A 14202-nucleotide genomic window follows, 5' to 3' on the forward strand; every position below is an offset into this window, starting at 1 on the left:
AAGATATAAATTCTTAATTGCTCATGCGCTCATGAGCGTTATGATATGCACCGTGCCATACCGGTCCTACGAATCGGTTAAATGCAAAACCTTGTTTGATAGCGTCTAGCGTAAACTTCTTTGCCATCGCAACAGATTCTTTTACCGTGTTACCCTTAGCCAAGCCCGCGGCAATCGCAGCTGCAAAGGTACAACCCGCCCCATGATTATAGTTCGTATCCAACATTTCCGCTTCATAGAGCACAAATTCCTTGCCATCATAGAACAGATCGATTGCTTTTTCACTTCGCAGGGCTTTGCCACCTTTAATTACAACGTGTTTTGCCCCTTGTTCTATAATTTTATGTGCTGCTTCTTTCATTTCATTAAGCGTAGTGATTCTCCCCATACCTGCAAGTTGTCCAGCCTCGAACAGATTAAGCGTAACAATTGTTGCTTGTGGGAGCAGCAGATCACGAGTCGCTTGCCCATTCTCTGGTTGAACGACTTCATCTTCACCTTTACATACCATAACGGGATCAATAACCACATTTGCAATATCTTGTTTGTCGATCATGTGATGCAAGAGTTCAATCACTTCTACTGAACCAAGCATCCCTGTCTTCATTGCATCAAGTTGTCCACCCGAAAGCACAGTTTTCATTTGCTTCTCTACTAAAGCTGGAGGAATAGGATGTACCTCATGATGCCAATTCTGATCCGGATCCATGGTCACGATCGATGTAATCGCACTGAAGCCAAATACCCCATATTCTTCAAATGTTTTTAAATCCGCTTGCAAACCTGCACCGCCACTAGAGTCTGAACCTGCCACAGTTAACACTTTTCTTATAGAAGTCATCATCTTCAATACGGCTCCTTTATGAAATAGAGCAAAGCGTAACGACACGCTTAATCGTATCGTTACGCATTCTCTAGTTAAATTATTGTTCGTCCATTTCATACATATAAATTTTCTCAAGTTTCTCTTGCATCGCTTTTTCCATCTTCTCTGCATACTCTTCAAACACCGCTGCATCATGCGCATATGGTGACAATGCACATGCGCGAAGAATCGTTACTTTCTCTACACGATCCCATTCTGATACGCTAAATCCAAGGTTTTGTACGAATTGCATCGGGCTGTTTCCATAGTCTGGAATAGCAAAGTCCGTATGTGATGTAATAAATTCGTTGTTGTACAATCCACCTTTTACATAGGAAGCATAATCGAAGAAATCATGGTTAAGCTTGTTCATTTTCTCAAGATCCGTATTACCGACTTCATTAAATACATAGTCAACCATGTTAAAGTCCGGCTTCGTTAATGGATGCAATTCGATTACTTTGCCATTCACATTGAATTTGCGGTCTTTCAAGAAATTGTAGAATCGATATGCAGCTTCAACGCTTGCACCCATCAATTTACCGTAGCCTGTTACATTAAGCGGCAATACTTTGTGAGCAGTCCATACAGCAGCCGCTGTCGCACCCGCTTTGGAACCTTCAAGGATATATGCACCTAGCAGAGCTGGAATGTCAGCATCTTTTTCAAAGACATAAGTTGCAAAATAAGAAATGGCATCACGCATCCGGCTGTCTCTAATCGCAATTGCACCTGCGGAGTATGGAATGTATCCCATTTTGTGCGGGTCAATGGTAATCGTCTCTACTTGGCTCATTGCTTTGAACGATTTATAGATATCTTCTGTCATCCACTGGTCATACAAGTTCATATCTGTAAAGATATTGTGCTCTTTGTATACATCGCCGAGCTTGTCGTAATCAATGAACTCATCATTCTCATCCAAGAAGATTGCACGAGCATAACCACCGTAAGCAGCATCTGCGTGAATATAGTAGTAAATACCTTCTGCAGCCAATTTCTCACGAAGAGCTACGATTCGGTCAATATGGTCAATTTGTCCTTCTTCTGTACTACCGATAACCCCTACTACACCAAGAATAGGCGTTCCTTCTGCTGCAAGCTCACGAATTCTTGCTTCAAGCTTGGTAATATCCATGCGATATTCGCTGTCTACATCGACTGCTTCTACACTTTCAAGACCAATTCCGATGATATCTGCAGCTTTAAGCCAGGAATAATGCTTGGTTTGAGGAATTAACCATTTACCTAGTTTGTCAAGATAACGACCGCTACGTGCGGATTTCGCTTTAACTTCATCTAACTTGTCAGGAATTTGATCCATAATGTCAAGAATTTCGTTCGTAGACATATTGAGCAATTCCCATTCGGATTTGCCTACTACATATTCAGGAGCAACCTCTTTAATTGCAAGCGGTAAGGACTTCATATTACGCGCATACCAGAGACCTTCCAAGTTGGCAATGGAACCATCCGCACAGATGTGTCCCCAGCTTTCTCCTTCCTTATAACTCATCATTTTGCATAATTGATGCCCTACCTCTTCCTCCATTTGAGAAGTACCAGGAGAAGACTCATAGGCTACGTTATTACCATTCCATAGCATTGCAGTTGTATAAGCGATAATCGATGGCATTAATGTCTCAGAGTTCATATGACCCCAGAAGCGACCAGCCGTGTGCCAAGGAAGAGATTCAGAGCGAAGCTTCGCAGACAATTCATTAAATACACTGCGCATGTGGTCAGCGGTATCTTGGAAACTCTTAGAGCTCTTATCATACGGCGTAATGACCGGCAAATCTTGCGGTTGATAATTTTGTCTCCAGCCGACATGCTCGTCCACCGCTTTAAGAAGTACTTCTTTAAATAAATCGACGTTTTCCCCTTTGTCTCCAAGGAATAATGCTTTTAAGTTAATTTCAGGTATTTGATAATTCATGATTACAAACCTCCCATAATTGTTAAAATAATTTTATAAATAAGTTAAGCTGTTTTTTTCCAGCTTGGCTTTTTCATTTTATTAATAATTAGAGCAATACCTACCATGACGATCGTAGCTCCAATTTGATAAATGACATAACCTTTAGATTGACTTGGTTCCAGAATGGATGGCGGAATCAAGCTAACAACAATAGTTATCCCTACACTGACTAAAGAAAGTATAGAAACAAACCACATTAGGCCATTACCTTTGTTGCCCAATCGGAATGGTCTTTCAGTCTCAGGCATTTTGTAACGAAGGCGAATCGCAGAAATGGCGATCATCGCGTATACCAAACAATAAAGAATGGTTGTTGTTATCGTAATAATTAAGAAAGCTGTATTCACGTTTGGAACAACAATATATAGAACAGATACGAGCGAGATGACGATAGCCTGAATTAAGACGAACGTAATCGGAATGTTTTTACTTGTACGTTTTTGGAAAAAAGGAGGTAAGTTCCCTTCATCTGCTACCTTGATCATCGATTTACTTGGACCAAGTACCCATGCACTTAGCTGTACCAATACACCAATTAAGATCATGGCCGAAATAATATTCACAAAAATAGTCGGAATTCCTAAGTCTTCACAGAAAATCATATAAGGCTGTGTAATGTTTGCGAGCTCGAGTGCACCACTAGGTACAGCATTAGAAACGGTTAACCCGGCAATTAAGTTGAAAATAACAAGTAAAATAACAGATGCAATAACAGCAATTGGATAATTGCGTTTCGGGTTGTCAATATTGTTCGCATGAACCGATGAAATCTCAACCCCCGCGAAGATAAAAATGATACCCGACAAGTAAGCTAAGCTACCCAAATCGCTAAGGTTTGGCAGTAGATCGCCAGGTTTGAAGTCGCCCAAGTAACTGTTTGGCTGAATGCCATTCTTGATCATGTAACTGACACCGAGTACAACCAGAATGACAAAGGGAATATAAACCCCAATAATTGCCCCCCAGTTACCCGCAATCTTGACCATATCGAACTTGAGGTTTAGCAAAGTAACGCCCCAATAGGAGATAAGGATAACTGCAAAGATGAATAAGTTGTTCGAAGATAAATTCGGTTTATCAATGACGTATCCGAAAAGTATCCCAACAGTCGAAGCGACCATTACCATCCCGAAAAACATTTGGACCCATAACAGCCACGATGTTACGAAACCCCACTTCTCACCAAGTGCTTTCTTTACCCAAACTTGCGGTCCGCCTTCTTCAGGAAATCCCGTTGACAACTCTGCAGACATCAATGCGATCGGAAGAGCAAATAATATTGCCGCAACCATCATATAGAAGATCTGCGTCCAACCGGTGATGGATAACGTCGGTACACTACGTACGGTACCGAAGAACGCCATCGTAATACCAATTAGCCCAAATAGCGTCAATTTTTTTGAGTTGGCCATAAAATCGATCCTTCTTTCTATTCAGTTTTCAATGAGGTGCCCAGTCTACCTAATCCAAAATCACTAACAATGAATAATCAATGAATAAGTTTCGGTAGAAGGAAATGGAATCGAAATGACGAGACCACTTCAAAGATTGGCAATGTTTGATGTTAACCGATTAACTTCACCCCCAGTATGCTCCTGATTATTTTGATCTGTCAATTACATAAACACCAATGGTAACAGGGGTTTGTGGTTATTTTCCAGTAATTGTTTGAAGCCTACATTCATGCTTTCATTACTTCACCGTGGAATTCTTTAAACGATTCATGCTTTTATGGATAAAAGCGAATATCTACTAAAACAATGCATAAATATTAATAAAAATGAATATATAAACTTTACAACTAAACGTTTTACTGATAAGGCTTAGGTTGCCTATTATTTGTGCGAGATAAAACATTTAGAGGGATTTTCTAATGAAATTCTAATCTTTAAGGAGTATGTGAAAAAGAATACTTATGCATCTGTGTTCAAGCGTTCTATCTGTTAAAGGGGTTATATCAACTTTGCAAAACTAGATAATACAATCATTTCTTCCATTCTCTTCAATATGTAAGTTCTTGCAGATGTAAAGTTCTAAAGTGTGTATTTGTGTTAATTTACCAGCAAAAAAATTCGTATAAATGACACTTTTACAGGGAACAAAAAAAAGAATAGCTGTTAAACAGCTATTCTTTCGATATATCTATTCACTATCTACTCACTAAGTTTGACTAAGCTGTAGTTCTTCTTCCCTTTACGAACGATCATGAATTTTTCCTCAAAAGAATTCTGAGCAGTTACATCCATATTCACGTCCGTCACTTTCTCACCATTAAGAGTAATGGCTCCATTCGTAATATCTTCACGGGCTTGTCGCTTGGAAGGCTCAATGCCAAGGTCAACGAGCCAGTCGATAATATTCTTGGTTTCTTTTGACGCATGGAACGTCGGCATATCTTTGAAACCTTGTTCGATCTCATCTGCGGTAAGTGACTTGATATCTCCACTAAATAAGGAAGCAGAGATCTTCTTCGCTTGTTCCAGCGCTTCTTCACTATGCACAAACTTTGTCATTTCTTCAGCAAGCACACGCTGTGCTTCGCGTTTGTGCGGCTCTGTCTGCACCTTCATTTCAAGCTCATCAATTTGTTCTTTTGTCAGGAACGTGAAAAATTTCAAGTATCTAATGACATCGCGGTCATCGGTGTTTGCCCAGAACTGGAAGAACTCAAAAGGTGTTGTTTTGTTCGGATCAAGCCAGATTGCACCACCAGCTGTCTTACCAAACTTCGTCCCATCTGCTTTAAGCATAAGTGGAATCGTTAAACCAAAGGCTTTCGCTTCTGAACCTTCCTTCTTACGAATCAGGTCAAGACCGCTTGTAATGTTCCCCCATTGATCCGCGCCACCGATTTGGAGCTGTACATCTTCATTCTTGAACAGATGATGGAAGTCCATCGACTGCAAAATTTGGTACGAGAATTCAGTAAAGGAAATACCTGAGTCAAGTCGACTTGCTACTATATCTTTGGCTAACATCGTGTTGACGCTAAAGTTTTTACCAAAGTCCCGAAGGAAATCAAGAATTGTTAAGTTATGTGTCCAATCGTAGTTATTTACCATTCGAAGACCTGTCTCGCCTTCGTTTAGGAACAATTTCTTCATTTGCGCTGTGAGCGCGTCAACATTATCTTGTACTTGTTCCATTGTTTGAAGTGTACGTTCGGAAGTCCGACCACTTGGATCACCAATTGTACCTGTTGCTCCACCGATTAGAATAACCGGACGATGTCCCGCCATCTGAAAACGTTTGAGCATCATAAATGGAATCAAGTGACCAATATGCATACTATCACCTGTTGGATCAACGCCACAGTACAATGATATCGACTTCTCATTTGTCAGTTTTTGCAATCCTTCAGCATCTGTTTGTTGATTGATAGCCCCGCGCCATTCCAATTCATCGATAATATTCATCATTGCAGTTCAGCTCCTTGGTGTATTGGTATAAGAATTATAAATTTGTCCTAGAAAAACAAAAAAACCGTCTCCTTGTCTTTAATAGACATAGGGACGATTGATTAACCGTGTTACCACCCAAATTGCATCACTAGCGCTGCAGCCACTAGTAATACCACTCTTAGCAACGATATCGATTGCCATTCCGCTTAAGCTACCTTAAGTTACTCCAGAGTGTAATTCGCTTGTATTGTGTGTACCAGGTCGCATCAACCCCTGGCTTTCTGAGACAGTGACAATATCGCTACTTCGCTCTTTCATCGTGTTATCCAATATTAGATTACAGCAATATTAGTCCCAATCTCACCGCTTGTCAACTACCATTATTATACATTATTGTGAATACACGAAAAAACACCTGAAATCTAAAATTTTGCTTATGGAAAAGAGCACCTATTATCTACTTCCTAATAGGTGCACTTATTATTGTAATCGTATCTATGGTTATACACGCTCTACCTTACCAAAAATTTGCTCTTGCAGTCGCTTACCCGTCGGCGTTGCAGCTAAACCGCCAAGTGCTGTTTCGCGCAAGGAAGCAGGCATGGATTGACCAATTCTAAACATCGCCTCAATGACCTCATCACATGGAATTGTGCTAGTAATGCCTGCTAGTGCCATATCTGCACCTACCATGGCAACCGCAGCACCCATCGCGTTACGCTTGACGCAGGGCACTTCGACTAGACCAGCTACGGGATCACAGACAAGGCCAAGTAAATTCTTCAGCGCAATTGCCATTGCTGTAGCTGATTGCTGCGGCGTTCCCCCGGCCAATGCAACAACTGCTGCTGCCGCCATCCCTGCTGCGGAACCTACTTCCGCTTGGCAACCTCCGGCTGCACCACTAATCGAAGCGTTGTTCGCGACAACCATGCCGAATGCACCTGCTGTGAAGAGATACTCGATCATCTGCTCCCTTGTTGGATCCAGCTTATCCCGTACAGCGAAGAGTACGCCTGGAACAACCCCTGCCGAACCCGCTGTCGGCGTCGCACAGATCAGCCCCATTGCCGCATTCACTTCATTCGTTGCAACTGCCTTACTGACTGCATCTAGAATGGTATAATCACTGATTCCCTGCCCACTATTGATATATTGGTGCAACTTAACAGCATCTCCACCTGTTAATCCCGAGTGTGACTTCACACCTTCAAGCCCACGTTTAACAGCCGCTTCCATCACATCAAGGTTACGCCCCATAAGCTCTACGACTTGTTCACGGGTTCTCCCCGTTACATGCATTTCTTGTTCAATCATTACATCTGCTATCGAGCAAGAGCGCTCTTCTGCAATTTGTACCAACTCTGCTGCATGACGAAACATGAAGTGCCCCCCTTACATTTATGCAACTTAATAATCGTCCATTGATAGAACCTGATCAACGCCTTCTAGTCCACGGATTTGCTTAATTAATGACATTGGAATTTGTTCATCCGTCTCAATGACCATTAGCGCCATCTTACCTTTTTCCTTCCGAGACACTTTCATATTACCGATATTCACCCGCTCTTGATTGAGCAGACTCGTCACACCTGCAACGACGCCATAACGGTCATGATTCACGATCAGAATCGCAGGACTCGTCCCAGACAATTGTAGATCGAAGCCATTAAGCTCTGTAATCTCCACCTTCCCGCCACCAATCGAAATTCCAACAACCTCAAGTTCTTCCGAACCTGATTGTAATCGAATCTTAGCCGTGTTCGGATGTTCAAGAACAGCTCCTTCTGTCTTGATCACAACCTCTATACCTGCTTCTTTTGCATACTTTGGCGATTCTGGCAGTCTAGGATCATTCGTATCAAAATCAAGAACACCCGCAATAAGGGCTACATCTGTCGCATGTCCTTTGTATGTCTCTGCAAAAGAACCATACAGTGATAACTCAACCCACTCTGGCTGTTTTCCAAAAATGCTTCGAGCAATTCGGCCGATCCTCGCTGCTCCTGCCGTATGCGAACTAGAAGGGCCCACCATAATGGGCCCAATAATATCAAACACTGTTCGGTATTTCATCGTCATGCTCCTAAGCTTAAGCTTGTTTTCTAATCATTAATGTCGTCACACCACACATGAGACCTGCAATTGCCATGAATGTAAAGGCAGATCCAAAAGAGCCTCCCGCTTGGTCGATCAAGTAACCTAGAACCATTGGAGCTAAGAAACCACCAATCGTACCACCTGTGTTAATGATTCCAATGGAAGAACCAATAATGCTCTGATCGAAAAGTTTGTGCGGCCATGTGAAGATCGAGATGAATGTTCCAATCGAAACCATGCTGATACAGAACAGGATGATTGTTGAGAAAATTAGATTGGATGACATCACGAATACAATCATAAGCACCGAAACGATAACCGCTGTCACGATCGTGAACATCTTTTCTTTGCCAAGGAATAACTTGGAGAGCAAGCTGCCCACAATTAAAGTCGCCACTGTCGTACAGACTGCATTGATCGCTAGGATGATACCCACTTGTCCAATCTCAATGCCGAATTTCGTTTGCAGATACGATGGCAACCAAGACATATTCCCATATAACAAGAAGTTAAGAAGCAGCATCGCTACGAATAATGTGAGCACATTGCGATTCGTGATGATTTCAGTAAACTTCATCTTCGGCGCTTGACTCTTATTCTGCTGGGCAGGAGTCTGATAATTATTCGGTACGAAGATCCATACTAGAACGAATGCGACAGCGAACAATGCACCGAGTACATAATAAGCGTTATGCCAGTTCGAAGCAATTAATTGTGCACCCAGTGTAAAGGCTAGAATTCCACCAATCCCTGATGTTGCAAGCATAAGCGCTTGTGCGAACGTTCTTTTTTCACGAGGGAAATTGTCTGCGATTGTCTTGGAACAGCTTGGCGGATAACCTGCATGACCAATTCCAGCAAAGAAACGGATCACCACAAACACCATTAAACTTGCGCCAAATCCGAATAGGACGGAGAATACGGCAACCAAACCAAGGGATGCGAGTAATACTTTCTTCGCTCCAATTTTATCTGCAAGCCAGCCGCTTGGAATTTGCATCAAGGAATATCCCAAGAAGAATAAACTCATGATGAGTCCAGATTGCGCTTTCGTTAATTCAAGTTCTTGAGCCAATGGGATAATCGCAGTCGAGATCATTTGTTTATCCATATAGATCATGGAATAACCGATCATGAGAGCGACGATTAACATCATCGGTGTTTTATTAGTTGTCATGTGTAAACCTCCTGATGTTAAGCACTACTTCCCAAGTACATCTAGCGCAATCTGCGTATGCATCTGCACACCGATAGCAAGCGCATCTTCATTGATCTTAAATTTCGGATGATGATTCATATAACCGCATCCCTCTTCCTCTGTACCGCCGCCTAGTACATAGAACGCACCTTTGCAGACATCACTGTATGCAGAGAAATCTTCGCTTCCCATCATTTTTGGATTAACAAATTGCTTGTCACCAACAATCGTCTTCGCTGCTCCACGAACAATCTCAATTACCTCTTCATTGTTGATGACTGCACTATAGCCATCCATATAGTTCAATTCATACGTTCCGTTATACGCATGTACAAGATGGTCGATGACTTCATGAATACGTTTCTTCATTAGCTTGCGTGTTTCTGGATTCGTGGTTCGCACGGTTCCTTTAATCGTTGCGGAATCTGGAATGACGTTGAACACCTCACCCGCTGTGAATTGTCCAATCGACAACACCGCATTATCTAATGCACCCACATGTCTGGATACAATATTGTTCAAGTTGGATACCACTTCACAACCAATTGTAATTGGGTCAATGGATAGCTCTGGTGTTGATCCATGCGAGCCTTTACCCTGAATCTTGAGTTCAAAGATATCCTGTCCAGCCGTTATCGCTCCAACATTCGTGCCAATATATCCAACCTCTAATTTCGGGAAAATGTGAATACCAAACACATACTCCACATCATCTAAGACGCCCGCTTCTACGATCGCCTTTGCACCACCTGGTGGAACTTCTTCTGCCGGTTGGAAAATAAACTTAATCGTCCCCTTCAGCTGCTCTTTCATTCCAGACAGAACCTTCGCTGCACCTAGCAGCATCGCCGCATGTGTATCATGACCGCAAGCATGCATCACACCCGGATTAAGGGACGGGAACTTAACATCAGATTCCTCCATAATCGGCAGAGCATCAATATCCCCGCGAAGCGCAATCGTCTTACCAGGAGCTGATCCCTTCAATGTCGCAATGACACTATTCGTCGTTGGACGGCTTAATTCTAAGTTAGGAAAAGTGCTTAGCACGTTATAAATATAATTAGCTGTTTCTACTTCTTCGAATGAAAGCTCTGGATGCTGGTGCATGTGTCTACGCCAAGCGATAACTTCCTCAATAGATAGTTGTTCTCTCCAATTCATCGTTGTTTCCTCCATTGATTCGTATTTGGTAACGCTTACACAATTGATTGTATAAAAATACCCCTTTTTTCACATGCCTTCATTTGCTGTAAAAAGGGGTAAATTTGCACATGTTGTGCTTTTTTATTTTTCATAAGCAAAAATAACGCCTACATAATTGCTATGCGGGTCAATCTATGAATACTCGGGCTCCACGATATAAAGTTTGCAGGAATTGATCGTTAAATTAGACGTTAGTTTTAACGTATCTTGAACATATTGCCGCTTCATATACATGGCAGGAACAATTTTGCGAGTTAAATAATCCGCACATTCAGCATCTATATCAACAGGCGAGCCGACTTTTAACCATTCGTTATAAATCCCACCATGATCCTTATCCAGCAAATACTCTTTCATGAGATAGGTTCGAGATTCAAGCCCCTCTATAACAAGATGCAGTTGTTTATTCTGCGAACGTGTTAAGAACTGATCAATCGAATGAATGGGGTCCGAATAGCACGTGTTATAGACGAGAACATATAACTTGTCCTCTTCTCTTGTAATTAATACCCCTTCTTCTGTTAGCAAAATATCGCTTGCGAGTCGATCCATCAATTGTAAGACAAAATAAAGCGGACGTTTAAGTTCCCCGTACATAAATAAAGACAAGCAGCTGAAGCCTTTATGCTCCGTCACGCTGTCTTTGACTTTAATATCTAACCAATATCCGATTCCTTGAAAATGATTCGAGTACGTCGTCAAAGCGTCAATAATAAGTGCCGCCCTAAAGAAAGAACCGCTCATCTCTCCTTGGCCAGCAAGGGTATTCCAATCTCGCAATATCATATCTGGCAGCTCGACATTCATTTCTAGATAGAGGGATTGAAGCTGCTGTAACATCTCAATTGGGATATACTTAGCGCGCATTAACGGTTCGATTGTCTCTTCCTCACACAAAGTCCCCCCCATGGGATCCGCATTTATTGTAATAAAGCTGGGTAACTGCTGGGATTGATCGACTTCGTACAGGAACTTCTTAAATCCTTTTAAATGACAGGCTTGATAATAGGACATCGCATACACACCTATTCGAAGTTCGGGGTGCAATTTCATCATGGCTTGATATAATGCACGATACCATTCAAGGAAAATGGAGTCTTTCATGGCTGGGTACTTAACCAATTCAAAACGCCACTGCAAAACGTCATTTATGCCGTAACGATTGATCCAATACGTCAGTATCGTAATAATGGCTTCTACTTGTATATTCGAATTCAGTTGGATAAAAGGCTTCAGCTTAATCTCTTGCAAGAAATCGAAGATTTCATTGTTGTACAGATTGGCTGACATCATCATGCCATGCCTACCCACATCAAGTCCCGGATGAAACCCTTCGAAACATACATACGCCATCTGAAGCTCTTTAGCTACAATTCGAAGCTGCTCGCGAACTTCATGCGCTAATAAATTGTGGTAAGAACCCACTTGGATTAATCGAGCAGGCTTTTTCAACTTCAAATGATCCTTATGTTCACTATGCACCCTAGGCACTGTAAATTGCCGCGTTTCCTGAATGTTGATCTGGTCATCGTCCATCTCTTTTTCAACCATATAACGAGACAGTTCTTGAAGAGCAAGTTCTGCATGTATGACCTCATAGGAGTCTGTATCAGTTGTTGATCGACTCTGGGTAGCATGATTTACACTAGAATTTTGTTTCGTACGATACTCGCTTGGCGTCATTCCATAACACGCTCTGAAACTTTTGTTGAATATCTTAATGTTGGCAAATCCATGATGAAGTGCAAGCTTGAGAATGGATTCACTAGAGCTTGTTAATTCAAGTACTGCCTTCTCCAGTCGGACTTCATTCACATGCTGCGTGAACGTCTTCCCCATCGTTTTCTTAAACAAGCGAGATAAGTGAAATAGTGAAATGTACGACTCACTTGCGATTTGCTCAAGAGAAAGTGGTGTGCGATAGTGCTGATCGACATATTGTAAAATGTGATGGATTCGCTCATTCTGAATGAATTTAGTATCTGTCGAATCAATCGACACTTCTTTAATAAAATACTTCGTCAATACACTCAACACTTCAAATAAATGCTTCCTGATCTCAAATGGATTGGAATCCAAATGACGGTAGTACGCAAGCATGAAGTAGGTTAATGTAGTTCGAAGTTCAGTTAGTCGTTCATCACTTGAATCTATCGTTGCTGAATTACAGGCATACCTAGCGTGCCATGGTTCGTCCATACAACTCTCCATATGTTTGCGCGATATCGTTAGCATTAGAATGAGATTCGGACCCGTACTTTCAATGCGCAATGTCTCATACGGATTAAGGATGATCATATCATCATCGACGAACGAATATTCCATACGATCTACAAAGACTTGGACCTTACCCTTTAGTACGAGGACCACTCGCAATCCATCTATGACTGCTGGTTTCATATTCTTGACACGGATGAGTGAAAGATTACACATGGAAGTCTGTTCTTTACGCATCGTTCACCACTCCATCATTTAAATTTTATCAAAACATACCATAGCTTTTGACATGTAACTATACAATAGAACACAAAATTTATAACAACCAAAATAAACCAGTCCTCCTTGTTTGGAGTTCTGGCTTATATGATTTATAACAATATACTATTTCATCGGATTGCCTACTAACTATTAACCCTAACGCTTCACCTTGTAAAACTCATGGTACAGCTTCATCAGCGCCCGTTTCTCAATCCGAGATACATATGACCTCGAAATACCCAAATCCTTCGCAATTTCCCTTTGTGTCCGCTCATCTCCGCCATGTTCCAATCCAAATCGTCCACGAATAACCTCTTGCTCACGCTCATCTAGAATATCTAGATTACGATATATTTTACTCTTCTCGATTTTAAGCTGCACTTTATCAATGACATCATCTGGTTCTGTGCCAAGGATATCTATGAGAGTAATTTCGTTACCCTCTTTATCCGTCCCTATAGGGTCATGGAGCGAGACATCTTTACGTGTTTTTTTGAGCGAACGCAGATGCATGAGGATCTCATTCTCAATACAGCGCGCTGCAAACGTCGCAAGCTTCGTCCCTTTTCCAGTCTGAAAGCTCTCAATAGCCTTGATTAAACCAATCGTTCCGATGGAGATAAGGTCTTCAAGGTCTTCGCCAGTGTTGTCGAATTTCTTAACGATGTGAGCGACTAAGCGAAGATTATGTTCGATCAGCAAATTCCGTGATCGCTGATTACCTTCTGCCATAAGTTGGAGGTGTTTCGTCTCCTCCTCTTCATGTAGAGGTTGGGGGAAAGCATTATTCTTAACATAAGACACGAGTAAGGTCAGCTGCTTAATGAACAGCGCTATCGCTGCGAACAATCCAGGCACCACTCCACCTCCTAAGATGTGCATCGTCTTGATCCGTCTGATTGAGCACTTTACATTCTATGTGGGCGAAAGCCTATGTGTGCATGTACCCGATAAAAAGGATCGCGCACTATCT

10 protein-coding genes and 1 other annotated feature are annotated in these 14202 nt (G+C 41.8%); all 10 genes read right to left on the reverse strand.

What is annotated here, in order from left to right:
* Positions 1 to 13: 13 nt before the first annotated feature.
* Complete coding sequence (thiD, locus tag NV379_RS15135; RefSeq protein WP_258208384.1) at positions 14 to 841, reverse strand: bifunctional hydroxymethylpyrimidine kinase/phosphomethylpyrimidine kinase; 828 nt, start codon at positions 839 to 841, stop codon at positions 14 to 16.
* Positions 842 to 923: 82 nt separating this feature from the next.
* Positions 924 to 2804 (reverse strand): tyrosine decarboxylase, encoded by a 1881-nt coding sequence (gene tdc / locus NV379_RS15140; protein ID WP_258208164.1) that lies wholly within the window; start codon positions 2802 to 2804, stop codon positions 924 to 926.
* 44 nt (positions 2805 to 2848) lie between these two features.
* Positions 2849 to 4258, reverse strand: a complete 1410-nt coding sequence (gene tyrP, locus NV379_RS15145; protein WP_258208165.1) for a tyrosine-tyramine antiporter — start codon at positions 4256 to 4258, stop codon at positions 2849 to 2851.
* A gap of 741 nt (positions 4259 to 4999) precedes the next feature.
* The gene (gene tyrS, locus NV379_RS15150; RefSeq protein WP_258208385.1) at positions 5000 to 6262 is read right to left on the reverse strand and encodes a tyrosine--tRNA ligase; all 1263 of its coding nucleotides are present in this window, start codon (positions 6260 to 6262) and stop codon (positions 5000 to 5002) included.
* Positions 6263 to 6351: 89 nt separating this feature from the next.
* Positions 6352 to 6574, reverse strand: a binding site (T-box leader).
* A 174-nt stretch (positions 6575 to 6748) separates the two neighbouring features.
* The gene (gene sdaAA, locus NV379_RS15155; RefSeq protein ID WP_258208166.1) at positions 6749 to 7630 is read right to left on the reverse strand and encodes an L-serine ammonia-lyase, iron-sulfur-dependent, subunit alpha; all 882 of its coding nucleotides are present in this window, start codon (positions 7628 to 7630) and stop codon (positions 6749 to 6751) included.
* A gap of 27 nt (positions 7631 to 7657) precedes the next feature.
* Positions 7658 to 8323 (reverse strand): L-serine ammonia-lyase, iron-sulfur-dependent subunit beta, encoded by a 666-nt coding sequence (gene sdaAB, locus NV379_RS15160; protein ID WP_258208167.1) that lies wholly within the window; start codon positions 8321 to 8323, stop codon positions 7658 to 7660.
* Between the two features lie 16 nt (positions 8324 to 8339).
* Positions 8340 to 9524, reverse strand: coding sequence for an MFS transporter (locus tag NV379_RS15165; RefSeq protein WP_258208168.1), 1185 nt, complete (start codon positions 9522 to 9524; stop codon positions 8340 to 8342).
* Between the two features lie 24 nt (positions 9525 to 9548).
* Positions 9549 to 10709 carry a M20 metallopeptidase family protein gene (locus tag NV379_RS15170; protein ID WP_258208169.1) on the reverse strand — a complete coding sequence of 387 codons (1161 nt, stop codon included), beginning with the start codon at positions 10707 to 10709 and terminating at the stop codon, positions 9549 to 9551.
* A 174-nt stretch (positions 10710 to 10883) separates the two neighbouring features.
* Positions 10884 to 13205: a helix-turn-helix domain-containing protein gene (locus tag NV379_RS15175; RefSeq protein ID WP_258208170.1), complete on the reverse strand. Its 2322-nt coding sequence runs from the start codon at positions 13203 to 13205 to the stop codon at positions 10884 to 10886.
* A gap of 180 nt (positions 13206 to 13385) precedes the next feature.
* Positions 13386 to 14087 (reverse strand): RNA polymerase sporulation sigma factor SigK, encoded by a 702-nt coding sequence (gene sigK / locus NV379_RS15180; protein WP_258208171.1) that lies wholly within the window; start codon positions 14085 to 14087, stop codon positions 13386 to 13388.
* Positions 14088 to 14202 lie beyond the last annotated feature (115 nt).

Source organism: Paenibacillus radicibacter, assembly GCF_024721995.1.
Taxonomy (GTDB): domain Bacteria; phylum Bacillota; class Bacilli; order Paenibacillales; family NBRC-103111; genus Paenibacillus_AM; species Paenibacillus_AM radicibacter.

What these genes read in the sequence shown, in the direction of transcription:
- thiD (WP_258208384.1), bottom strand. Translation starts at nt 841, where the DNA reads ATGACTTCTATAAGAAAAGTGTTAACTGTGGCAGGTTCAGACTCTAGT.
- tdc (WP_258208164.1), bottom strand. Translation starts at nt 2,804, where the DNA reads ATGAATTATCAAATACCTGAAATTAACTTAAAAGCATTATTCCTTGGA.
- tyrP (WP_258208165.1), bottom strand. Translation starts at nt 4,258, where the DNA reads ATGGCCAACTCAAAAAAATTGACGCTATTTGGGCTAATTGGTATTACG.
- tyrS (WP_258208385.1), bottom strand. Translation starts at nt 6,262, where the DNA reads ATGAATATTATCGATGAATTGGAATGGCGCGGGGCTATCAATCAACAA.
- sdaAA (WP_258208166.1), bottom strand. Translation starts at nt 7,630, where the DNA reads ATGTTTCGTCATGCAGCAGAGTTGGTACAAATTGCAGAAGAGCGCTCT.
- sdaAB (WP_258208167.1), bottom strand. Translation starts at nt 8,323, where the DNA reads ATGAAATACCGAACAGTGTTTGATATTATTGGGCCCATTATGGTGGGC.
- NV379_RS15165 (WP_258208168.1), bottom strand. Translation starts at nt 9,524, where the DNA reads ATGACAACTAATAAAACACCGATGATGTTAATCGTCGCTCTCATGATC.
- NV379_RS15170 (WP_258208169.1), bottom strand. Translation starts at nt 10,709, where the DNA reads ATGAATTGGAGAGAACAACTATCTATTGAGGAAGTTATCGCTTGGCGT.
- NV379_RS15175 (WP_258208170.1), bottom strand. Translation starts at nt 13,205, where the DNA reads ATGCGTAAAGAACAGACTTCCATGTGTAATCTTTCACTCATCCGTGTC.